24 protein-coding genes are annotated in these 23,819 nt (G+C 36.6%); 17 read left to right on the top strand and 7 right to left on the bottom strand.

Annotated elements, in window-relative coordinates; translation table 11 throughout:
* Positions 1 to 429 precede the first annotated feature (429 nt).
* Entirely contained in the window at positions 430 to 666 is a 237-nt protein-coding gene (locus Q0940_RS04870) for a helix-turn-helix transcriptional regulator (RefSeq protein WP_299265461.1), read from the top strand.
* A 33-nt stretch (positions 667 to 699) separates the two neighbouring features.
* Here Q0940_RS04870 and Q0940_RS04865 read toward each other — a convergent pair whose 3' ends face one another.
* The 5 genes from Q0940_RS04865 to Q0940_RS04845 all read right to left on the bottom strand — a co-directional run bounded on the left by Q0940_RS04865 (position 700) and on the right by Q0940_RS04845 (position 4,847).
* Positions 700 to 2,040, bottom strand: coding sequence for an MFS transporter (locus Q0940_RS04865; protein ID WP_299264882.1), 1,341 nt, complete (start codon positions 2,038 to 2,040; stop codon positions 700 to 702).
* A gap of 65 nt (positions 2,041 to 2,105) precedes the next feature.
* On the bottom strand, positions 2,106 to 2,429 hold the full coding sequence (locus Q0940_RS04860) for a hypothetical protein (protein WP_299264878.1): 324 nt from the start codon (positions 2,427 to 2,429) through the stop codon (positions 2,106 to 2,108).
* Between the two features lie 96 nt (positions 2,430 to 2,525).
* Positions 2,526 to 3,122: a peptidylprolyl isomerase gene (locus Q0940_RS04855; protein ID WP_299264875.1), complete on the bottom strand. Its 597-nt coding sequence runs from the start codon at positions 3,120 to 3,122 to the stop codon at positions 2,526 to 2,528.
* 46 nt (positions 3,123 to 3,168) lie between these two features.
* Positions 3,169 to 3,693, bottom strand: a complete 525-nt coding sequence (locus Q0940_RS04850) for a YajG family lipoprotein (RefSeq protein ID WP_299264872.1) — start codon at positions 3,691 to 3,693, stop codon at positions 3,169 to 3,171.
* Positions 3,694 to 3,695: 2 nt separating this feature from the next.
* Positions 3,696 to 4,847 (bottom strand): methyltransferase, encoded by a 1,152-nt coding sequence (locus Q0940_RS04845; RefSeq protein ID WP_299264870.1) that lies wholly within the window; start codon positions 4,845 to 4,847, stop codon positions 3,696 to 3,698.
* Between the two features lie 73 nt (positions 4,848 to 4,920).
* On the opposite strand from Q0940_RS04845, the gene Q0940_RS04840 reads away from it, so the two are divergent.
* Together Q0940_RS04840 and Q0940_RS04835 are read left to right on the top strand one after the other, a co-directional pair.
* Entirely contained in the window at positions 4,921 to 5,541 is a 621-nt protein-coding gene (locus Q0940_RS04840) for an alpha-ketoglutarate-dependent dioxygenase AlkB (RefSeq protein ID WP_299264866.1), read from the top strand.
* A gap of 70 nt (positions 5,542 to 5,611) precedes the next feature.
* Positions 5,612 to 5,950, top strand: a complete 339-nt coding sequence (locus Q0940_RS04835) for a BolA/IbaG family iron-sulfur metabolism protein (RefSeq protein ID WP_299264863.1) — start codon at positions 5,612 to 5,614, stop codon at positions 5,948 to 5,950.
* A gap of 64 nt (positions 5,951 to 6,014) precedes the next feature.
* Here the strand turns inward: Q0940_RS04835 and Q0940_RS04830 are convergent, their stop codons facing one another.
* A complete protein-coding gene (locus Q0940_RS04830) occupies positions 6,015 to 6,473 on the bottom strand; it encodes a hypothetical protein (protein WP_299264859.1) in 459 nt (152 codons plus the stop codon).
* 504 nt (positions 6,474 to 6,977) lie between these two features.
* On the opposite strand from Q0940_RS04830, the gene fabV reads away from it, so the two are divergent.
* The 11 genes from fabV to Q0940_RS04775 all read left to right on the top strand — a co-directional run bounded on the left by fabV (position 6,978) and on the right by Q0940_RS04775 (position 19,160).
* The gene (gene fabV, locus Q0940_RS04825) at positions 6,978 to 8,168 is read left to right on the top strand and encodes an enoyl-ACP reductase FabV (RefSeq protein WP_299264856.1); all 1,191 of its coding nucleotides are present in this window, start codon (positions 6,978 to 6,980) and stop codon (positions 8,166 to 8,168) included.
* Positions 8,169 to 8,723: 555 nt separating this feature from the next.
* A complete protein-coding gene (locus Q0940_RS04820) occupies positions 8,724 to 10,064 on the top strand; it encodes a Na(+)-translocating NADH-quinone reductase subunit A (protein ID WP_299264853.1) in 1,341 nt (446 codons plus the stop codon).
* A 2-nt stretch (positions 10,065 to 10,066) separates the two neighbouring features.
* Positions 10,067 to 11,269 (top strand): NADH:ubiquinone reductase (Na(+)-transporting) subunit B, encoded by a 1,203-nt coding sequence (locus Q0940_RS04815; protein ID WP_299264850.1) that lies wholly within the window; start codon positions 10,067 to 10,069, stop codon positions 11,267 to 11,269.
* The gene (locus tag Q0940_RS04810; RefSeq protein WP_299264848.1) at positions 11,262 to 12,065 is read left to right on the top strand and encodes a Na(+)-translocating NADH-quinone reductase subunit C; all 804 of its coding nucleotides are present in this window, start codon (positions 11,262 to 11,264) and stop codon (positions 12,063 to 12,065) included. The genes Q0940_RS04815 and Q0940_RS04810 overlap by 8 nt, the downstream gene beginning before the upstream one ends.
* Positions 12,065 to 12,688 (top strand): NADH:ubiquinone reductase (Na(+)-transporting) subunit D, encoded by a 624-nt coding sequence (locus tag Q0940_RS04805; RefSeq protein WP_299264804.1) that lies wholly within the window; start codon positions 12,065 to 12,067, stop codon positions 12,686 to 12,688. Before Q0940_RS04810 ends, Q0940_RS04805 begins: the two co-directional genes overlap by 1 nt.
* 5 nt (positions 12,689 to 12,693) lie before the next feature.
* Complete coding sequence (gene nqrE / locus Q0940_RS04800) at positions 12,694 to 13,317, top strand: NADH:ubiquinone reductase (Na(+)-transporting) subunit E (RefSeq protein ID WP_299264800.1); 624 nt, start codon at positions 12,694 to 12,696, stop codon at positions 13,315 to 13,317.
* Positions 13,318 to 13,385: 68 nt separating this feature from the next.
* The gene (gene nqrF / locus Q0940_RS04795) at positions 13,386 to 14,609 is read left to right on the top strand and encodes an NADH:ubiquinone reductase (Na(+)-transporting) subunit F (protein WP_299264797.1); all 1,224 of its coding nucleotides are present in this window, start codon (positions 13,386 to 13,388) and stop codon (positions 14,607 to 14,609) included.
* Positions 14,610 to 14,617: 8 nt separating this feature from the next.
* Positions 14,618 to 15,643 (top strand): FAD:protein FMN transferase, encoded by a 1,026-nt coding sequence (locus Q0940_RS04790; RefSeq protein WP_299264795.1) that lies wholly within the window; start codon positions 14,618 to 14,620, stop codon positions 15,641 to 15,643.
* 23 nt (positions 15,644 to 15,666) lie between these two features.
* Positions 15,667 to 15,894, top strand: a complete 228-nt coding sequence (gene nqrM, locus Q0940_RS04785; protein ID WP_299264794.1) for a (Na+)-NQR maturation NqrM — start codon at positions 15,667 to 15,669, stop codon at positions 15,892 to 15,894.
* A gap of 201 nt (positions 15,895 to 16,095) precedes the next feature.
* Positions 16,096 to 17,337: a sodium:proton antiporter NhaD gene (nhaD, locus tag Q0940_RS04780; RefSeq protein WP_299264791.1), complete on the top strand. Its 1,242-nt coding sequence runs from the start codon at positions 16,096 to 16,098 to the stop codon at positions 17,335 to 17,337.
* Between the two features lie 155 nt (positions 17,338 to 17,492).
* Complete coding sequence (locus Q0940_RS04775) at positions 17,493 to 19,160, top strand: amidohydrolase (RefSeq protein ID WP_299264787.1); 1,668 nt, start codon at positions 17,493 to 17,495, stop codon at positions 19,158 to 19,160.
* Positions 19,161 to 19,207: 47 nt separating this feature from the next.
* On the opposite strand, the gene Q0940_RS04770 is transcribed toward Q0940_RS04775, so the two are convergent.
* Positions 19,208 to 19,879, bottom strand: a complete 672-nt coding sequence (locus Q0940_RS04770) for a hypothetical protein (RefSeq protein ID WP_299264780.1) — start codon at positions 19,877 to 19,879, stop codon at positions 19,208 to 19,210.
* Between the two features lie 123 nt (positions 19,880 to 20,002).
* Between Q0940_RS04770 and dinB the strand changes: the two genes are divergently transcribed.
* The 3 genes from dinB to Q0940_RS04755 all read left to right on the top strand — a co-directional run bounded on the left by dinB (position 20,003) and on the right by Q0940_RS04755 (position 23,710).
* A complete protein-coding gene (gene dinB / locus Q0940_RS04765; RefSeq protein ID WP_299264778.1) occupies positions 20,003 to 21,049 on the top strand; it encodes a DNA polymerase IV in 1,047 nt (348 codons plus the stop codon).
* A gap of 110 nt (positions 21,050 to 21,159) precedes the next feature.
* On the top strand, positions 21,160 to 22,707 hold the full coding sequence (locus tag Q0940_RS04760; RefSeq protein ID WP_299264775.1) for a leucyl aminopeptidase family protein: 1,548 nt from the start codon (positions 21,160 to 21,162) through the stop codon (positions 22,705 to 22,707).
* Positions 22,708 to 22,855: 148 nt separating this feature from the next.
* Positions 22,856 to 23,710: an MBL fold metallo-hydrolase gene (locus Q0940_RS04755; protein ID WP_299264772.1), complete on the top strand. Its 855-nt coding sequence runs from the start codon at positions 22,856 to 22,858 to the stop codon at positions 23,708 to 23,710.
* Positions 23,711 to 23,819: the final 109 nt, after the last annotated feature.

The raw sequence follows: 23,819 nt of genomic DNA, 5'->3' as shown, positions 1-23,819 counted from the left end.
ATCTTTTTTAATTAAATAATTCCTATTTTATGTACAAATTTACACAAAAAAGGAAATTAACTACTATGATTAAGCAAGTACATAAAGCTGTAAAATATGATAGTGACCAAAGATAGTCCAATAATGTAAAAGAACCCTTTTTTACCTTGCTCTATGGACCAGTTGTTTTGGTGTAAATATAACCACCAACAAATACACAATAGTGTAGGGATAAGGAAGAAAAACTTAATCATACAAACTCAAATTGATTTATAGGTCGCTTAATCATATCGAAGACTTGACGTATTCGCCATGATAAAAGCAAATTCGTTTAGCAGGGTAAGTAATCACTTACGTGTAGTCTGCTATATAGCTCTTTACCATCTTATGTTAAAAAGTTGTAATAATTAATAGTTAACTTATAGGAGTTATATTTTGGGAGTATCTACTATGATGGGAAAATCAGTCTCATCGGATGAAAATAGTGTTTTAATGGCTTGGTTGAAAGCAAAACGTAAAGAGAAAGGTCATACAATGAGAACTCTTTCTTTAATTGTTGGAACACCTCATTCATTTATTGGTAAGGTTGAAAATCAAGAGCGTCGTCTGGATATAGTAGAGTATTTACGCTATTGCAAAGCGTTAGAAGTAGATCCAATTGAAGGTTTAAAGTTGATTTTAGATTGATCGACAATGAACTAAAATATTAAATGGCACGCCTTAAGCGTGCCATTTTTGTTTCATTAAGTACAATATAGCAATGATGGTTGGTAGACCTAAAATAGCTGTCATTGAGAAAAAGTAAGTATAGCCTAGCGACTCTAACCAAACGCCCGAAAACCCCCCTAAAAATTTAGGGAACAACAGCATAGCTGAACTTAGAAACGCGTATTGCGTTGCGGTAAATTCTTTGGACGCTAAAGATGATAAAAACGCAATAAATGCCGTTGTTGCTAAACCAGCACTCAAGTTATCCACTGATATTACTGTGTATAGTAAAGTTAAGTTGTAGTCAGATTGTGATAAAAATATAAACAGTATATTGGTCAATGCTGACAATATTGAACCTATAAGAAGTATTTTTAAAACGCCATATTTATTTACTAGGCTTCCCGCTAATAAAGCACCTGTAAGCGTCATTATTAGGCCGTAAGTTTTTGAAGCCAAAGCAATGTCAGATTTGGTGTAACCCATGTCAACGTAGAACACATTTGCCATTACGCCCATCACAATATCGGATATTCGGTAAGTTGCTATTAATATAATAAGTACAACCGCATGCCATTTATAACGCGATATTATCTCTAATAAAGGCGTAACATACGCTCCTCTTAACATAAGTATAAAACCAATGGGACTTGAGGAACTCGATTGTGTATCGGGCTTAGCAGGCAGGCTAACATCAGAAGTCGGCTCTGGTGATAATAAGGTAGTGAGCAAACCAATTCCCATTAACAAAGCCATTATTAAATAAGCTTTTTGCCATGCAAGGTAATCATAGTTTGTATTTGTTTCAAAAGTGGCGGCCAATAATAAAACACCTGCCGAGGCAACAATCATCGCAAAGCGATAACCTATCTGATAGGTTGCAGCCATAGCCGCTTGTTGTTTATCATCACCTGATTCTATTCTAAAAGCATCTATAACAATATCTTGTGTTGCAGAAAAGAAAGCGACTGCGATAGCTGCAAAAGGTACATAATAGAGGTTTATCTGTGGGTTAATAAGAGCCATAGAGCAAATGCTAATGATTAAGCAAACTTGCGTAAGTAATAGCCAACTACGTCTGCGACCTAATAAGCCACTAATAAGTGGCAAAGTGATTTTATCTACTGCGGGTGACCATATCCATTTAAAACCATAAGCCAGAGCTACCCAGCTCATATAACCGATAGTTGAGCGATCCACATCAGCTTCTCTCAGCCAAAAAGATAAACTAGAAAAAACTAAGAGAATTGGTAAACCCGCTGAAAAGCCTAGAAAAAATAAACGAATGACATTTCGTTCTAAATAAACAGCGAAGGTGGATGAAATTGCAGTTTTAATGGAAAGTAATGACAAAAAAAATCAGCCTATTAGAAAACTAAAGGCTGATTGTTTATAACATTTCATCAGAGGTCAAGTAATTAAGGACGAATACCTGAACAAAAATCAGGGTAAATTCCATCGCCCCTTAGAAAATCGATACAGGAGTCGACTTCTGACTTCAGAACCGGACATGTTCTGATCTCTTTAGGATTCCAAAAAGTGATCTGGTACAACAAATACCAAAATGCACTTTCCATTGGTGATACTTTAAGGGTCACTGGTGTAAATTGTGACCACTCTTCAATAGTATCCCAACAATACAAATCCACTTCTGTTGATGGAATAATCCCATCAACTAAAGCTGCCGCATAATTAGTTAACTGAAACGCTTTTTTATTAATGAACCGCTGAGTATCTACCACACTCCCTCCCTAGCGTTATTATAGTTAAAGGGAAAAACACTTCTGTATGTTGGTTGTAACCATACATACGTTAAGACTCATTATAGTCAGATATTACTATTCGGCCAATATTTGTACTTTAATAAGTACTATTTTTTTAGTGGGAAAGCTTGGCCAACCTAGCTCTGGAGAGATATCTGTTTCAATTCCCTCAAGTTTTTCCAATACATCTTCACCTGCAACTATGTTACCAAAAACAGTATATCCCCAGTTTCTGCCTGGATTTAAACTATCATTATCAGCCAAATTAAAGAAAAATTGGCTTGTGGCTGAATGAGGAGTGTATTGTCGAGCCATTGATATAGTGTACTGATCGTTTTTAATACCATTACCAGACTCGTTAACAATAGTGGGAAATGCTTTGATACTTTCCATTTTTGTAGTGTAACCACCACCTTGGAGAACAAAGTTATGCTCTAACCTATGAAATATCGTGTCTTCATATCGTTTAGCCGCTACATAACTTAAAAAGTTATTTACAGTAATTGCTGCTTTCATTCTATCTAATTCAACGGTTATATCCCCTAAAGAGGTTACAAACATAACTTTAGGAAATAAGTTGTCAGGTTGAATGTATTCACCTGTAGGTTGCACAGCTGCTTGGCTGTTAGCTACGAAGAGGCTAAGTATTAAAGTAAATAACAAATGTTTCATATCAATTAACCAAAAGTTAAGTAGAGCTAGATTAAGTATTTAAAAGCTATTTAAAAATAGCTTGATTAAATTCAGGATCATTTAAACTTTTTTCTAGTAATACCGCTGCTAGCTTATTTAAATGACGCTCTACTATTGTATTGTCGGCTGATAAAGGGCCTTCTTCTGCCATAGTTGTTTGATATGACTTAGTCCAAGTACCTTTTTTTGATTCTAACTTAAGCTCCCACTCCAACACTGATTCCATGCTGAATGAAACGGTTTCTTGTTTTATGAAACTTCCGAAAGAAAGTAAGTTGACTGTTAATACTTTATTGCCGTTTTGATTAGTTTCCATTGAATTAGATAACCAATCTTGCATAACACTAACTAAATCTTTAGTTAGTGGTAAGCTTTCACCATTAATAACCGCTAACGCTTTGTTAGTTCTTAGATCATTAAACTGGATGCTTTTAACACTCATAAATTGTTTATTTATGGTTTGCTCAGGCGCAATTACCACAGGGGTTGCTTTGTTCGCACAAGCGTAAACATTAGATATAAGAGCAAGTATAAGTAATTTTTTTAACATGGTTATTTAGGCTCCAAGTGGTTAGTACATTTATAAATGGTAAATTTAGTGTTTTTTCTATGAACTTTAAATCCACCAAAGATATTTTTTAAATGGTAAGAATAATGTAGATGATTATTCGCTACTACAAATATTTTCCCACCATTTTTAAGCATTTCTCTCGCTTGAGTGAACATTTGCAGCGCAATATGTTCAGTAATAGTGTTGTGCTGATGGAAAGGAGGGTTACACAAGATTAAATCTAATGACTGAGGCTCTTCACCGGTCAAGCAATCAGTTGCAGTGAATTCACACTGCTCAAGTTGTGTTTCAAATTGCTCAGCAACATTTAATTTTGCTGAATCTACAGCCATAAATGACTCATCAAGAAACTTCACATTAATGTCAATGTTACGTTCCTTTGCCTGATGTAGAGCAGAAAGGCCAATTAAGCCATTACCACAGCCTAAGTCGACTATTATCTGGTTTCTTGTTAACTCAGGTAAGTTTTCAGCTAGAAAGCGACCACCAATATCTATTTGCTCTTTACTGTATACGTTTGCGTGTGACTTAACATCGAGAGATTTCTCTGGCCAAGCAACCGTTACTGGGTATTTACTTTCAGGTACTTGTATTGAGTTATCGTGCTCAGCAAATATAAGACGACTTTTCTTCTTAGCCAAACTCGTTGTTACATTTTTTAAGTACTTTTCAAATAAAGCTAAAACACCTTTAGTAACTAACGTTGTTTTACCCGTTGCAATAATTTGGCAAGGTTCAGCTAGTTGGCTGATTTGACCAAGTTGATATTCTAGAAAACCCATATTCTTAGTTAGTCTAAGGATAACTGTTTTAGACTCAGGTAATTTTTCTAAGCTATCTAACATCTGTGGTGCTGAAAGTTGATTAGCTTCACAGTTTTGTAAAATGGCTTGCTGACTTACATAAGAGTCAGTAACAATAGTTGGTGATAAATGATTAAGGGCGACAGCTAATGCGCCAAAGTTATCATTTAAAATAAGTAAATTTTCAGTGTTTATTTCGCCACTAGCGAGTAAATGTTCTACCACTAACTCATCAGCACTATCCCAAGCCTGTAAAGATTTGTCATGTTGCCCTTTAGGGAAACGAAACAAGTCATATTGCTTGTCGATTATTTGCCATTGTACGTTCATATTTTACTCGCCGTTTAGTGAAGAACTAATTATCATTGCCTTATTGTCCCATTCCCAAGCAGCGATGTAAATTTTGCAATTCGATTTATTTGAATTAGATGACGAAATAACGGATAAAACCTTAGATTTACCTTCAGGTTTTAGATATGTACCTAATTTCGTCAAAGAAAAAGCAGCGGATGATGCATTTGAGTACTTATTTTATAATCTCACTTGGCAACAGCCTCGGGTTGAAGTTTATGGAAAACTACATTTAGTACCTCGATTACAATGTTGGATGGGTAATATTGGAATGCATTATCAATATAGTGGAAAATTGTTTAAAGCAGTTGATTGGGATCCTTATGTCTTAGACGTTAAAACTCAAGTGGAAAAGCTTGTTGGGAAAGAATTTAATTCTGCGCTGGTCAATTTATACCGAGACGGTAACGATAAAATGGGATGGCATGCTGACGATGAAAAAGAACTTGGTCCTTCGCCTGCCGTGGTAACGGTTAGTTTTGGTGCTCAAAGAAATTTTCAAGTTAAGCATAATGATTTGGCAGAAACTATTAATATAGAGTTAGGGCATGGTAGCTTATTGTTAATGCAACCTGGTGTACAGGCCAGTTATAAACATGCAGTTCCGGCAAGAAAAAAAGTAACGCAAGGTCGAATTAGTTTAACCTTTCGTAATATATTACAAAGTGATTAATGTAATCTTTGTTATTCATAGAGTGCTTAATTGGTTACCATAAACAAAGATCAACAAGATAAGATTTAATATGAAAATTCAAACACAAATTACAGATAAACTAAATGCTCAGTTTTCACCTACACATTTAACGGTAGAAAATGAAAGTTCAAAACATAATGTACCAAAAGGTAGTGAATCACATTTTAAAGTAGTTGTAGTATCGAATGAATTTGCAGGGAAGCGATTGATCCAACGACATAGATTAGTCAATGGGTGTTTAGCGGATGAATTAGCAAACCATATTCATGCTTTAGCGATTCATACTTATACGGTTGAAGAGTGGAACTTACAATTTGCAGCACCTGATTCCCCCAATTGTTTAGGGGGAAGCAAAGGTGATGAAACTATGAAATCTAAACTTAACTAATTAGTAATTAAGTTATACAAAAATGTAGCTTTTAAGAAGTCGCATTTTTGTTTGTAGCTATGAATTAAGAGTTACTAAATCTACGTGCGAATGATTCAATACGCATACCATTACAAGTAATTAATTTAGCTGACAATCCACCTAAGTTAATTGCTTGCTTCATGCCGTCTTTAGCTGCAACTGCACAAATTTGACTTTCTTCTGAGTTATCAACTGTTTTGAATTTATAAGAAACAGTTTGAGTTGCTTCTTCAGTAACTGCAGTATTTGCCATTTCTGTATATTTTTTAGCAAATTGACGGATAGATAATCCATTACATTTTGTAGTAATGAATTCAACTTCATTAAACCATGCCGCACGTCTTGCTATTTTTTTAGTTTCAAAATAACCAACTGTAGCTGCTGATACACATAAATCTGTTGCAGTTGTTTCATCAAGTGCTACAAATTTATAATCTGATTGAGTTGCTAATGCTTGTGAACTGACAAATGTTAAAAGTAATGCTGTAAATACGTTTTTCATAATAAATCACCTTGTTTATATATTAAGTTTGTAAATTGGTTAACTAGAGTAAATATTCTAATGTAGAGTAATTATACTAATTAAATTTGTATTGTAAATACAATTATGTAATTAAATTACATAAATTGAGGCGGATTTCATGGGTTTTGTTTGTTTTTGTAATTAAGTTACAAATTTATGACAGGGTTAATTCATGATTTTATTAGTAATTTGCTTTAATTAGCGCTCTTGGGTATAAAAATAAAGTAGATTAAAAATAATTTTATTTAATCTGTTTTAGTGGCTTTTTTACCTATAAAAGAGTGATTGATAGGTAATTACTAGCTTTAAATGCCCATTTTACATTTGAAGGATTGTTTTACATTGTTGATAATAGCGGCGTTCAGTACGTATTACATATAAATGCAGATATATATTTAGGAAGTCTGATCTGTTTTTCTGCAGAACAGTAGTAGACTCACCACAAATTATTTATTTAACGTTTTTTTTAGACAGGATTTAATCATGGTTATTAAACCAAAAGTTCGTGGATTTATTTGTACTAATGCACATCCAACAGGTTGTGCCGAAAGTGTTAATCGCCAGATTGCATATGTAAAACAAAATGACTTTTCAGAAAATGGTCCCAAAAATGTGTTAGTTATTGGAGCTTCTACTGGTTATGGTTTAGCTTCTCGTATTGTTTCTACATTCGGACACGGGGCTAATACATTAGGTATTTTCTTTGAAAAGCCAGGTACAGAAAAGAAAACCGGGTCAGCTGGTTGGTACAATACAGTGGCTTTTCAAAACGCAGCGGATGAAGCTGGCGTATATTCCAAGAATATAAATGGTGATGCATTTTCAAATGAAATAAAACAACAAACAATTGATACCATTAAAGCTGATATGGGAAAAATTGATTTAGTTATATATTCGTTAGCATCACCAAGAAGAACAGATCCAGAAACGGGTGAAGTTTACTCTTCCACGTTAAAACCAATTGGTAATTCAGTTACTACTAAAAATCTAAATACGTCAAAACGTACTATTGATGAAATATCAGTAGAAGCGGCCAACCAAGATGAAATTGATAACACAATTAAAGTGATGGGCGGCGAAGATTGGGAGTTGTGGATCAATGCACTTAAAGATGCAGATGTACTAGCTCAAGATTTTAAAACCACAGCTTATACATATATAGGTAAAAAATTGACTTGGCCTATTTACGGTCATGCAACTATCGGTAAAGCGAAAGAAGACTTAGACCGTGCCGTGACAGCAATAAAGCAATCAACATCAAATCTAAATGGTTCTGCTTATGTTTCTTCATTAAATGCCGTGGTGACGCAAGCAAGTTCAGCCATCCCAATTATGCCTCTTTATATATCAGCATTATTTAAAGTAATGAAAAAAGACGGTACTTATGAAGGTGTTATTGAACAAATTACCGCTTTATTTAAAGAGAACTTGTTTAACGACAGCCCAAGATTGGATGCTGGCGGCCACTTATTCCAAAACTATAAAGAACTTGAAGATGATATTCAATCACGTGTTCAAGCGGTTTGGGATGCAGTAGATACCGATACAATTGACGAACTAACAGATTATAAAGGCTACCATCAGGAATTTTTACGCTTGTTTGGCTTTGATTACGACAATGTTGATTATGATGCCGATGCAAATCCAGATGTTGCTCTAAATAATTTAGTTTAAATGCAGGGGCTGTTTATCTTTTATTTTACGAAATCTTGAGTGGAAAATTATTCCCAAGCGCGGCATAAACATCGAGGTTTAGTGGATTAAATAAGTATGTTTATAACAAAGAGTGGGGATAATTTGACCTCAACCCGAAGGGCTGGGTCTATTTGTCACCCCGACTTCGTTATCAGACACTTAAATAGAACCACTATTCGCGAGTCTTCTGCCTCGCTGGATGCAACAAATAGCCGCCAGCGTTACGTAAAATAAAAGGCAAACAGCCCCTAATCTAATGATAATAAACCGAATGATTCCACTGTTTCATTCGGTTTTTGTGTTTCTAGGGGATAAATTAATTAGTCTTTTTGAATAAAATATCTCCAATAATTAGAGTCTTGGCTAAAATTTTTGAAATTTAGGTTGGTCAGAAAGGGGCGTTAAGTGCTACACTTTGGGGCTAACGTGGAAGTAACATTTTTTTACGAATTAATTTTTACGGGTGTTTGCGAGACTGTGATCTCGTGGATGTTTTAAAATCAGTATCTTTCAACTTAAACAGTGCATATGCGTATGATCAACATAAAAAAAGGATTGGACCTTCCTATTGAGGGAGCTCCACAACAAGCCATCCATGATGGCCCAACAGTTAAAACTGTTGCTACGCTTGGTGAAGAATACCACGGCATGCGTCCGACGATGTATGTTAAGGTAGGAGACAGCGTTAAAAAAGGTCAGGTTATTTTTGAAGATAAAAAGAACCCTGGCGTTAAATACTCTGCTTCCGCTTCTGGCGTAATCAAAGAAGTTAATCGTGGTGAAAAACGTGTACTTCAATCTGTCGTGATTGAAGTGGCAGGTGATGAGCAAATTACATTTGCAAAACACCAAGCCAATGCGATTTCATCTCTCTCTCGTGAAGCAGTTGCTGAGCAACTTGTTGAATCTGGACAATGGGTTGCATTACGCACTCGTCCATTCGATAAAGTACCAGCGGTTGGTTCTACTCCAGTATCAATTTTTGTTAATGCTATGGATACCAATCCATTAGCTGCTGATCCTGCCGTAATTATAGCAGAGCAACAAGACGCGTTTAACGCAGGTCTTGCTGTTTTAGCACAATTAACTGACGGAAAAGTAAATGTAGCAAAAGCGGCTGGTTCTTCTGTTCAAGCTTCTGGCGATAAAGTTGCTGTCCATGAATTTGCGGGTAAACATCCTGCCGGTTTAGTTGGTACACATATCCACTTTATTGATCCTGTATCTGCGACTAAGAAAGTTTGGCACATTAATTACCAAGAAGTTATTGCTTACGGGCAATTATTCTTAACTGGTGAAGTTTATAACGAACGCGTTATTTCTCTAGCCGGTCCTGTAGTTAAAAATCCTCGCTTAATTCGTACTGTTTTAGGTGCATCTACTGCCGATTTAACATCTGGTGAGTTAGAAGATGGTGAAAACCGTATCGTTTCTGGTTCAGTATTAGCTGGCACAGTTGCAATGGGTGTTCATGGTTACTTACATCGTTATAGTCTACAAATTTCTGTATTAGCCGAAGGCCGTGAAAAAGAATTTTTAGGTTGGGCTGTGCCTGGGTCTAAAAAATTCTCAATTACACGTACTTTCTTAGGTCACTTATCTCCTAAAAAGTTATTCAACATGACGACAACAACCAATGGTTCAGATCGTTCTATGGTGCCAATTGGCAACTACGAACGCATTATGCCATTAGATGTTCTGCCTACTTTATTACTAAGAGATATTATCTCTGGTGATACAGACTCTGCGCAAACATTAGGTTGTTTGGAATTAGGTGAAGAAGATTTAGCACTTTGTTCATTTGTTTGCCCAGGCAAATATGAATACGGTTCAATTCTTCGTGATTGCCTAACGACGATTGAAAAAGAGGGTTAGTCATGGGTCTTAAGAGTTATTTAGAAAAAATAGAACCTAATTTTGAACCAGGTGGAAAATACGAAAAATGGTATGCACTGTATGAAGCAGCAGCAACTATTTTTTATACTCCAGGTTTAGTAAATAAAGGCCAAACACACGTACGTGATAGTGTTGATTTAAAACGCATCATGATCATGGTTTGGTTAGCATTATTTCCTGCAATGTTTTTTGGTATGTTTAACGTTGGTCATCAAGCTGTAGATGCTTTGATAGCTGGTTACTCAGTTCCAGATACATGGCAAGTGAGCTTGTTTAGCTTATTTGGTAGCGAACTAACCGCAGAAGCTGGTTGGGCTACTAAAATTTGGTACGGCGCATGTTTCTTCTTACCTATCTACCTAACAGTATTTCTTGTTGGTGGATTCTGGGAAGTTATTTTTGCTTCTGTACGTAAACATGAAGTTAACGAAGGCTTCTTTGTTACCTCAATCTTGTTTGCATTAATTCTTCCTTCAACAATTCCATTATGGCAAGCCGCTTTAGGTATTACATTTGGTGTTGTTATCGCTAAAGAAATCTTTGGTGGTACGGGTCGTAACTTCTTAAATCCAGCCCTTGCTGGTCGTGCTTTCCTATTCTTTGCTTATCCTGCTGAAATTTCAGGTGATGCGGTTTGGGTTGCTGCGGATGCTTTCTCTGGTGCGACTATGTTAAGTCAAGGCGTTGCTGGATCAATTGATTACAACAATGTGGCATTATGGACAGAAGCGTTCTACGGTTTCATTGCTGGTTCAGTTGGTGAAGTATCATCATTAGCATTATTAATTGGTGGTTTGTTCATTATCTATCTTCGTATAGCGTCGTGGAGAATTGTTGCTGGTGTATTCGCCGGTACAATAATCACTTCTACTATATTCAACATGATTGGCAGTGACACTAATGCAATGTTTCAAATGCCTTGGTTCTGGCATGTAGTGCTTGGTGGTTGGGCAATTGGCGCCTTCTTTATGGCGACTGACCCAGTATCAGCATCATTTACTAACAAAGGTAAATTCTACTACGGCTTATTAATCGGCTTGATGGTTGTGTTAGTTCGTGTTGTTAACCCTGCTTTCCCAGAAGGTATGATGTTAGCTATATTATTTGCTAATTTATTTGCTCCTTTGTTCGACTATTTTGTTGTGCAAGGCAATATTAAACGGAGGCTTGCTCGTAATGTCTGATTCTTCTGATAAAAACAAAGAAACATTTGGTAAAACGGTTGGTTTCGTATTTATCGTTTGTGTTGTTTGTGCAATTTTAGTTTCGTTTTCTGCAGTGCAATTAAAGCCATTGCAAGTTGCGAATAAACTATTAGACCAACAAACTAAAATCTTAGAAGCGTCTAACTTATTAGAAGCTTCAGGTAAAGATCCTAAAAGCATCGTTGCTACGTTTAATAAATACGTAGAAGCTAAAATGATTGATTTGGCCTCTGGTGAGTTTATTGAAGGTGACCCGGTTTTATTTGATGAACGTCGTAATGCACGTGACTCAGAAAAATCAGAGAAACTAGAAAATGATCCTGCTGGTATCAGTCGTCAATCAAATGATGCGGTTGTTTACTTAGTACGTAATGATGCTGGCGCTGTTGAAACGGTTGTTTTACCTATCGTTGGTTCTGGTTTATGGGACTTAATGTACGGGTACGTTGGCCTTGAAGCTGATCTAAATACAATTCGCAGTGTGGTTTACTCTGATCATAGAGAAACTCCAGGACTGGGCGCAGAAGTTATGAACCCAAAATGGAAAGCTTTATGGCCAGGTAAAAAAATCTATAACGACTCTGGTGAACCTGTTATTAAACTTGTAAAAGGTGGTGCTAAAGCTGGTGATGTTCACGGTGTGGATGCATTATCTGGTGCAACATTAACAAGTAATGGGGTAACTCGTACACTTCAGTTCTGGTTTAGCAAACAAGGTTACGGTCCTTTCATTGAAAAGTACCTTGCAGCAAACTCTAATGGAGGGATGAAATAATGTCTTCAGATGCTAAAAAAGTATTAACGAGCCCTATCGTTGACAATAACCCGATTGCATTACAAGTATTAGGTATTTGTTCTGCACTTGCGGTAACCAGCTCAATGGCTAACGCTATTGTTATGAGTTTAGCTGTTATTTTAGTAACGGCATTCTCTAACTTGTTCATCTCTATGATCCGCAACTTTATACCATCAAGTGTACGTATTATTGTGCAAATGGCGATTATCGCGTCATTGGTTATTGTTGTTGACCAAGTATTAAAAGCTTTCTCTTACCAGTTATCTAAAGAACTATCGGTATTTGTTGGTTTGATTATCACCAACTGTATCGTAATGGGACGTGCCGAAGCTTTTGCTATGAAAGAAAAGCCGGTTGTTAGTTTCCTTGATGGTATAGGTAACGGCTTAGGTTATGGCGCTATCTTAATTACAGTTGCGTTTTTCCGTGAACTATTTGGTTTTGGTACCTTGTTTGGTATTGAGATCCTTCCGTTAATTCAAAACGACGGTTGGTATCAAGCAAACGGTTTATTGGTATTGCCATTTAGCTCTTTCTTCATCATTGGTTTGATCATCTGGGCTATCCGTCAGTGGAAACCAGAGCAAGTAGAGAAGGACTAAATTAGATGGAACATTATTTAAGTTTATTAATTAAAACGATTTTCATTGAGAATATCGCCTTATCATTTTTCCTAGGTATGTGTACTTTCTTAGCGGTGTCTAAGAAAGTAAGCACAGCTATTGGTCTTGGTGTTGCCGTTATTGCGGTACTTGGTCTTGCAGTTCCTGCTAACCAAATCATCTACCAAAGCATATTAGCGCCAGGTGCGTTAGATGACATTATGGGAATTACAGATCCAGCCAAGTCAATTGACTTAAGCTTCTTATCATTCATTACATTTATCGGTGTTATTGCAGCATTGGTTCAAATACTTGAAATGATTTTAGATAAGTACTTTCCACCTTTATACAATGCGTTAGGTATCTTCCTTCCATTAATAACAGTTAACTGTGCAATATTTGGTGCGGTTTCTTTTATGGTTGCGAAAAACTTAACACTTGGTGAAAGTGTGGTTTACGGTATCGGTTCTGGTATCGGCTGGGCGCTTGCTATCGTATTGCTAGCAGGTATTCGTGAGAAGATGAAATATTCAGATGTGCCAGCTGGTTTAAAAGGCTTGGGTATTACGTTTATTACTGCAGGATTGATGGCGTTTGGCTTTCTTTCTTTCGGTGGTATCTCTCTGTAAGGTTAATGTCGGTTTTAAGAGTCATTAATGAGTCTTAAAACCCTTAGATAGAATTAAAGGAAAAGTCGATGGAAATCATTCTCGGCGTATCGATGTTTACCGCAATAGTATTAGCTTTGGTATTAGTGATCTTATTCGCTAAGTCGAAGTTAGTATCTTCAGGTGATGTCACAATTTCAATCAACGGTGAAGCTGATAAAACAGTAGTTGCTTCAGCCGGTGGTAAATTATTAAATGTGTTGGCTGATAAAGGTATCTTCATTCCTTCAGCTTGTGGCGGCGGTGGTACTTGTGGCCAATGTCGTGTACATGTTCATTCTGGTGGTGGAGATATTCTACCTACCGAAGAAGGACACATTACGAAAAAAGAAGCGAAAGAAGGTTGTCGTTTATCTTGTCAGGTTGCTGTTAAGCAAGACATGGATATCGAATTAGAGCCTGAAATTTTTGGTGTTAAGCAGTGGGAATGTGAAGTTATCTCTAACGATAACAAAGCAACCTTCATCAAAGAACTTAAGCTTCAAATACCAAATGGCGAGTCTGTTCCATTCCGTGCCGGTGGTTATATTCAAATTGAAGCGCCTGCTTATGAACTTAAGTATTCAGATTTTGATATTGATGAGCAATACCGTGGCGACTGGAATCACTTTGGTTTCTTTGATGTTGAAGCGAAAGTTGATGAACCAACTATTCGTGCATACTCAATGGCTAACTATCCAGAAGAAGAAGGCATTATTATGCTGAACGTGCGTATCGCTACGCCGCCTCCTGGAAGATTACATTTACCTGCTGGTAAAATGTCATCGTATATCTTTAACCTTAAAAAGGGTGACAAGGTAACGATTTCTGGTCCATTTGGTGAATTCTTTGCTAAAGATACTGATGCTGAAATGGTATTTGTTGGTGGTGGTGCTGGTATGGCTCCAATGCGTTCTCATATCTTTGACCAATTAAAACGTTTGAAAACAAAACGTAAAATGAGCTTCTGGTATGGTGCTCGTTCATTACGTGAAATGTTTTATGAAGATGATTACAACATGTTGGCTGCTGAAAATGACAACTTTGAATGGCATGTAGCACTTTCTGATCCTCAACCAGAGGATAACTGGGAAGGTTACACTGGCTTTATTCATAACGTGTTATTTGAGAACTACTTACGTGATCATGAAGCGCCGGAAGATTGTGAGTTCTACATGTGTGGTCCTCCAATGATGAATGCTGCCGTCGTTAACATGCTAAAAGACTTAGGTGTTGAAGACGAGAATATCTTACTAGATGACTTTGGTGGATAATCAAAGTTATGCCTAAGAAGATATTAGGACAAATCTGGCTGGCCCTTATGGGGCTGGCCTTTTTAGTTTCTTGTACTCAAGAAACTAAAGTCGAACCTATTTTGCTGCAAGGCAAAACAATGGGCACAACCTATAATATTAAAATAGTCACCACTGACTCTTTTGACCCAGCCCAATTAAAATCTCAAATAGACGCTCTATTGGTACAAGTTAACCAAGAAATGTCGACTTATATTCCAGACTCTGAACTTTCTTTGTTTAATTCATCTAAGTCATTAGATGGAATTGAAATTTCTGATGGACTTAAGCGAGTTGTCAAAGAAGCTATTCGCTTGGGACAACTTAGTAACGGAAAACTAGATGTAACCGTTGGACCTTTGGTTAATCTATGGGGTTTTGGACCAGAACACCGTCCAGACGTTATTCCGACAGACAAAGTTCTTAATGCGACTAAACAGCGTATTGGCTTAGATAAACTATCACTTAAAGGTAACCTGTTATCTAAATCAATTCCTGACTTGTATGTAGACTTATCTACTATCGCAAAAGGTTATGGTGTTGATGTGGTTGCAGATCACATTGAAAGCCAAGGCTTTGCTAATTACTTAGTTGAGATTGGTGGCGAGATGAGATTAAAAGGTACTAAGGTCGGTGGAGAAGCTTGGCATGTTGCGATTGAAAAACCAATCTCAAATGAGAGAGTGATACAACAAATTATTGCTCCTCAAGATAATGCAGTGGCAACTTCTGGCGATTATCGAATTTACTTTGAAGATAATGGTGTGCGCTATTCGCATATTATTGACCCTCATACAGGTAAACCGATTGCTCATAAGTTAGTGTCTGTTACCGTTATTCACCCTTCATCTATGACCGCAGATGGCTTATCAACTGCGATGATGGTGATGGGAACAGAGAAAGCTTTTGAATTTGCTAAGGAACATAATTTAGCGGTTTATTTAATTTCAAAAACTGATGATGGCTTTAAAGAACAAGCAACGGTACAATTTAAACAGTATTTAGAGAAAAAATAGTAGACCAAAAGTAGAGGTTATTGATGCAAATATTTTTATTAACATTGATCATGTTGTTAGTGGTTTTCGCTGCAATGTCGATTGGCTACTTAGTAAAGAAAAAATCTATCGCGGGAAGTTGCGGTGGATTAGGTGCATTAGGGATTGAGAAAGCTTGTAATTGTGACAATCCTTGTGACAAACGTTTAGAGCGTGAAAGACAAGCTCGCATCGATAAAGAACAAGCTTGGAAACAAAATAAAATTATTTGATTTGTACCAATTTCATAAATAGATCAAAGCACCAGTACTACTAAGTCTGGTGCTTTTTTATTACCAATTTGTTACTTTTCATGCAGCTTGATTTCATATATAGTTCGCCCCATAGATTTCCCTAGAGCAATTGCTCTACTATTATACCAATTGAACTAATCAATTCATTAATACAATTGGTATTAGACCTTGAGAGGTTTTATGTTGGAATACTCCCTTATCTTTATTGCTTTGTTAGCATTGTTATCCATCGTGTTTGAAGAAATTACTCATATTAATAAAGCAAAAACTACTTTGCTTCTGGGATGCTTGTCTTGGATTATCTTATTCATTAGTGCTGAACCTAGCCAACAAGAATTTATAAATCATAGCCTTGAGGAAAATTTATTAGAAATTGCTGTGTTGTGGCTCTTCTTAATGTCCACTATGACTTTTGTTGCTTACCTTAACAGCAAAGGCGTTATCCAAATGGCCGTGCAAAGACTATTTCCAGCCAAGGCATCAATAACTATTATTATGTTTTTAGTGGCTCTATTTTCATTATTACTTTCAGCCATTTGTGACAATATTACCGCTACATTAGTTTCTCTTACGTTATTACAGTCGTTTAATGTCGATGCTAGAACCAAACTTAGGATGGCTGTTTTAGTTGTCTTTGCGGTTAACTCTGGTGGTGTTGCGTTAATTACCGGTGATGTAACTACCCTGATGATCTATCTTGAAGGGCATTTACAGATATCTCAGCTATTTATGCTACTTTTACCTTCATTGGTTAGTGTGTTGTTTTTAGCTGGTATTTTTTCGATAGGTTTGAAAGGCCAAGTGATGACCACACCAGCGAAAAAAGGATATGAAACCGTTGATGTGCTTATTGCTATTATATTCTTTAGTACAATTTTAAGTACGATGCTGTTTAACGTATTTTTTGCCATTCCCCCGGTACTGACTTTTTTGACTGGTTTGTCAATTATGTTCCTAGTCGGTCAAATGTACAAAAACGATAAGCAAGAACGTGAAGTCTTGGAATATATACGTCAAATAGAGTTTGATACCTTGTTGTTTTTCTTAGGAATATTATTGTTAGTTGGTATGTTAAAAGAGATAGGTGTTTTACAAATGGTCACTCAGCTATATGCTCAGTTTGACCCTATGTATTCTAATTATGTCGCTGGGATAGGTTCATCTTTACTAGATAATGTGCCACTTACCGCAGCATTGTTAAAAGCAGAGCCTGTACTTAATTCAGCTCAATGGCTCGGTTTAACCTACGCTGTTGGAGTTGGTGGCTCGTTATTAGTTATCGGCTCAGCGTCGGGTATTATTGCGATGAGTAAAATAAAAGAAATTACATTCTTTTCATACTGCCGCTATATCCCTGCATTGTTAGTTGCTTATACAATTGGCTATGCGTTAACTATTTATCTTGGCCATTATTTTTATTAAATTTAGACTTACAGAGCAGTTTTATTACTTCAGTAAAGGGACTAATTAAACTGCTTTAACTTCTTATACCTGCTAAATGTAGCAATAGTTATTGTTATATAACTATCAATTGTTTAACGTAAGACTTAATTTAAATCGCAAATTAAGAGCTTAGTATGAAGTTAAATATAATTAAAATTATTCGAACAAGCCTGTTACTTACTTTAACTGTTATTTCCACTGCCACTTTATCGCAAGCAACTTTAATTTATAATGTTAAAGGTTATACCTATTTGAACAGTAGCGAGTTAACTAAATTTTCAGCCCTAGTATTTGAAGATGGCAAAGTTATAGCAATAGGTGATAATTTACAAAAATCTTATCCAGATTCCATCGTAATTGATGGAGAAGGTAAAACCATGTTGCCAGGCTTAGTGGATGGTCATGGTCACTATTTAGGTTTAGGATTTAATCTACTGCAAGTAGATGTTCGTGATATCCCATCAAAGCAAAAAACCGCATTTAAAGTAGCTGAATACGCAAAAGAAAATCCAGAGCTAACTTGGATTAAAGGTCGAGGCTGGAATCAAGTACTATGGCCAAGTAAAAAATTCCCAACAGCAAAAGATTTAGATGAATATATCGTTGATAAACCAGTAGTACTTGGCCGAGTAGATGGTCATGCTGTTTGGTTAAATTCAAAGGCTATGTCACTCGCTGGCATAACTCGGAATACTATTTCCCCTGATGGTGGAGAAATAGTCAAAGATAAAACCGGTGAGCCCACAGGTGTGTTAATTGATAACGCTGAAAACCTAGTGTGGGAAAAAGTACCAAAACAAACAGACACAGAACGTTTAGCTGCGTTTAATAAAGTGAATCAACACTTATTAGAGTTAGGTATAACTAGTGTTCATGATGCTGGTATCGATCACGACAGCTACCATTTTTTACAAGATCAAATCAAGGCTGACAACTTTAAAGTACGTGTTTATGCCATGTTAGCCGCAACAGATGACAAACTAGAAGAAATGCTGAAGCATGGATATATAGAAGATGATAACGACATGCTGTCTATTCGTAGTGTTAAAATTTATGGTGACGGAGCTCTAGGTAGCCGTGGCGCAGCTATGTTGGCGCCTTACCATGATGATCCTGAAAATAGAGGTTTATTGCTAACAAAACCTGAGCGCTTAAGAGAGCTTTATAAAATTATTTTTAATTATGACTTTCAAGTTAATATTCACGCAATTGGTGACAGAGCAAATAAAATTGCGTTAGATGAATTTGAATTCTCATTTAAAAACAAACCTTCTTCAAAAAAATTACGTAATCGTATTGAGCATGCTCAGGTTATTGATGTAGAGGATATTCCACGCTTTAAAACGTTAGACGTATTACCTTCTATGCAACCAACTCATGCAACATCAGACAAAAATATGGCACAAGACCGTATCGGGGAAAAAAGATTAAAAGGTGCTTACGCTTGGCAAACATTCTTAAAACAAGGCAGTAAAGTTATAGCTGGTTCTGACTTTCCAGTTGAACTTGCCAATCCATTTTTTGGATTACATGCCGCTGTAACAAGACAAGACAGAGACAACCAGCCTGAGCAAGGCTGGATAAAACAAGAATCATTAACAATAGAGCAAGCTTTTAAAGCGTTTACGTTAGACGCAGCTTTCGGTGCACATCAAGACAAAGTACTCGGTGGATTAGAAAAAGGTAAATGGGCAGACTTTATTTTAATAGACCAAGATATCTTTGATATTGAACCAAAAGATATTTGGAAAACAAAAGTCCTACAAACTTGGGTTGCTGGTAGTAAACAACACCAAATGTAATTATATGGATTAAGAAGGACGTGAGAGCGTCCTTTTTTTACTGCGAACTATTCCTGTATAAAATCATGCTCTGCTAAAGATTCTTCTAATGCCTTACTAAGTTTAGGGATTAAGTGGCTAAAGCGCTTATGGATAATATGGAAGCCTTCTACTTGATCTAGGTGGTAAGTATTTAACTCAGGTGATGGAATACCTTGAGTATGTAAGTCGAATACCATGATCATAGCATCTAACTTTTTTTGCTGAAACATTTTCTCCATGCGTTGATAATCAACTACTTCGTACGTATTGATAGTTTTCTCATTTAATAATTCTTGATAATACTCATCCTGTCCCACCAAACCTAAAATTTTACTGCTATTGTCAAGCAGACTTTTGTTACATAACAACTTTGGTTGACAAATTAATCTTATATCTGCCGCTCCTAACATTGGTGGGACAGTTATGAAGCTAGGGTGCTGAAGCATAGTTTTTTGACCGCGGATAACTAACCCATCTAATTTTGCTTCGCTAAGCATTTTTATAGATCGTCTATCACTTACAGGAATGAAATCTGGATTTATTCCAATTTTTGCATAGGCTTTTTTGACAATGCTTAAGTAGTTTTTGACGACCGCTGGGTGAGAGGCAAAGCCAATTGCAGTTATAGAACTCTCTTGCTTAGCGATAGCGCAATTACAAAGTAAGCAAAAAACAAGTAAGCATAATTGAGACTTCATTCCGTACCTTAATAAATATTTATAGAATAAGTATAAACTATAGTAATTTTTTTATGAGGAAATAATGTTGTAATTAAAAATAAATTAATTGCCAAGTTAACTGTTTTTTTATACAGTCAACTAATGAGGAAAATTATTCACATAGATATGGATTGTTATTACGCCGCAGTGGAAATGCGAGAAAATCCAGCATTAAAAAATGTGCCTATAGCGGTAGGTGGCGATACAGAACGTGGGGTATTGTGTACCAGTAATTATTTAGCTCGTCAGTATGGTGTTCGGTCTGCCATGTCATCCAGAAAGGCTAAATTACTATGCCCAGAACTGCAAATTATTCCTATGCAAATGGCTTTGTATAAGTCCATATCAAATCAAATTCGTGAAATTTTCCAACAATACACTGATTTAATAGAGCCTTTATCTCTGGATGAAGCTTATTTAGACGTAACCGAGTGCACTTTATTTAACGGAAGCGCGACCTTAATTGCACAAGATATTTTAACTGAAATTTTTAAACAAACGGGATTAACAGCTTCTGCAGGCGTCTCGGTGAATAAATTTATTGCCAAGGTCGCATCTGATTTTAATAAGCCTAATGGGATGTGTGTTGTTCCTCCGCATAAAGTAATTGAGTTTGTACAAAAGTTACCAGTTAAAGCGATACCTGGAGTGGGCAAGGTGATGCAACAAAAGCTTAAAGACTTTGGCATTGAAAACTGTATTGATTTAGAACCCTTTACTCTCCTCGAATTAGAGCAGAAGTTTGGAAAAATGGGAGTGAGTTTATTTAATCGGGTAAGAGGGATTGATGAACGCGAAGTATGTAATCACCGAGAGTCTAAATCTACCTCAGTAGAAACCACCTTTGAGCATGATATTAAAATTGAGCAAGTTAATGCTGAGCTGTTAGATAAACTATCAATAAGGCTACACACCAGACTTGCGAAAGAAAATAAACCTATCACTAAATTACAGGTAAAGTTGAAATTTGATGACTTTGTCAGTAAAACCAAAGAAACTCAGCATGGTCATTTTAACTTAGACTTGTGCCATGAAATGTTGGTGGAACTAGCCAAGCAACGTCCTATCCATAAAATTAGATTAATTGGTATAGGTGTTGGTTATGGCAAAGAAGCGATACAACAACTGCAATTATTTGAGCAGGCCTGAGCTAGTATAATTAACCATAACCTTTTAAGCCTCGATAAAACCCTTTAAAATAACATCATTATTTTACAATCTTCGACACACTTAAAGAATCACTTACAAAGAGAGTATCTATGTCTTACCCAACACCTATGATCATTTCTAATTTAACTACGGCGTTAGCTGATAAATCTTGGGATGCACTCGTTGTTATAGGCGAAAGCTTTATAAATGTCCTACCAGAGCCATTTAACGAAATTATTACCAAACAAGCAGAGTTTGACTCACGTATTAATAAAGAATTAACCAGTTTTATATCGGAAGATGTAAATCAAACTCGAGTGATCCTTGCTCCCATTGGCCAAACAAATCGATATTTTGATGATGTGCGTAGTTATTATGATGCTGCAAAAAAAGCCGCATCATTAGTATTAACTATGGGGGCAAAAAAACCATTACTTCTTGTATTAGGTAATGACAAATCTGAATATCAAAATGCGGATATGGTTTCTTATTTGGGCTTTTCTCAAGCATTGTGGCAGCCGTTAGAAGCGCGCGAGGCATTTGGTGACTCGATAGAACCTATTTCTTTAGTTGGTGTAGTAAGTAATACCTTAAATGGGGGCGATGCTGCTGCTTTAGAGAGTGGCCGATATGTAGCCCGTGATTTATGCGGCACAGAGCCTGAACGTATGTCGCCACCACAATTTGCTGAATATTGTGTAGAGGCATTTGATAAAACAGACGTGCAGGTAACCATTACCGACGATATGGCTGAGATACAAACTGAATATCCTTTAATGTGGGCTGTTGCTAGAGCATCAATTGAAGTAAAACGCCATCAGCCAAGAGTGATACGTTTGGAATACACACCAGAAGGTGAGATTAATAAAACATTAATGCTAGTTGGTAAAGGCATTGTTTATGACACTGGTGGTGCCGATTTAAAAACAGGCGGACACATGGCTGGTATGAGCCGTGATAAAGGTGGTGCCGCAGCGGTTGCTGGATTTATGAAAACAGTGGCAGAGTTAGCGCCACTTGGTATTAAAGTGGTAGCTGAAATTGCAGCGGTAAGAAACAGTATTGGTGCAGAGGCATTTGTATCAGACGAGATCATCACAGGTCATTCAGGCATACGCGTAAGAATTGGTAATACAGATGCTGAAGGGCGTTTGGTAATGGCTGACTTATTATCAAAACTGCGTGAAGAAGCACTTGATGAAGTTAACCCTGTGTTATTTACCGTAGCAACATTAACGGGACATGCAGCTCGTTCGGTTGGACCTTATACCGCATTAGTAGAAAATGGCGTATCTAAAGCTAATGGTTATGGCGAATTGCTTGTTGAACAAGGTGATTTATTAGCTGATCCTTGTGAAACATCGCGTTCACGTCGTGAAGATTATGAATTTGTGCAACCGCGTACCAAAGCAGATGACTTATTATCATCAAATAATGGACCGTCAGCGGTTACTGCCAGAGGACATCAATTCCCAATGGCATTCTTATCTATTGTTTCTGGATTAGATAAACACGATGTGAATGATGCCGACCCATTACCGTATATCCATATCGACATTGCTGGCAGTGGTGTTGAAGGTGGCGATTGGCAGCACGGTAAACCATCGGCGGCACCAATAAGTGCCTTGTTTGGTGCGTTTATTAATCCAGTACTTTAATTATTCTCATTTTATATTTCTAAGGCCATACATTTGTATGGCTTTTTTTGTGCGTCTTATTTTTAATGTAATGGTTATAATAATTGGTAGTTAGTTCTAAAACATCTATAGTAGTAAAACGATTACTTTCAATAAGATGTGGGTTGTTATGAAAATCACTTGTTTATATGTTTTGTTATTTATTCTTTTTAGCTCGACTACTTTTGCCGATGACAGATTTAAAGACGTGAAAATTGAAGCCAAACAGGTGAATGACAATGTGTACGTGCTATATGGTGCTGGTGGCAATATCGGTGTATTAGTTGGAGATGACGGTACATTGATGATTGATGATCAGTTTGAGCCTTTAGCACCAAAAATAGAGTCAGCACTGCTAGAAGTTACCAAAGCCAAAAATACCAAAATCACATATTTAGTAAATACTCACTATCATGGTGATCATACTGGTTCTAATAATTATTTTGCAAAGTCGGCAAGCGTTTTAGCACATGAAAATGTTAGAAAACGTATGTCCGTTAATAACAAAGGGATAGGTTTACCAGTTGTTACTTATGAACAAGGCATTAAGCTTCATTTAAATGGAGAGCGCATTCACGTTAAACATTTAGCAGCAGGGCATACCGATGGTGATTCTGTGATCTTTTTTGAGAAGGCCAATGTGTGGCACTTAGGTGATTTATTTTTTGAATCACGTTTTCCTTACATAGATGTTAAAAGTGGCGGTAGTGTTGCGGGTTATATTAACAATCTAGATTCGTTAGTTAGTCAAATTAATGATGATGCTCAAATTATTCCAGGCCATGGCAAATTAACGGATAAAAAAGCCTTCAAACGGTTTGTTGATATGATAAAAGCCACAAAAGGTATTGTAAAAAGACAAAAACAAGCTGGTGTATCAAAACAACAATTAATCGATGCTGGCTTAGGCGAAAAGTGGAAAGTTTGGGATTGGAGTTTTATAACCGAAAAACGTTGGATAGAAACCCTATATGACAATATTTAAAGCTAATAACATTAGTTGCCGATAGATTTGACTGCTAGGCAGCAATCAACATAATTATCTATATGTTTATCAATGAATAAATAGGTACATAATAAGGAATTTGCATTTA

The organism is uncultured Psychrosphaera sp., from assembly GCF_947500655.1.
Lineage (GTDB): Bacteria > Pseudomonadota > Gammaproteobacteria > Enterobacterales > Alteromonadaceae > Psychrosphaera.
This window is presented reverse-complemented; position numbering and strand designations above follow the sequence as displayed.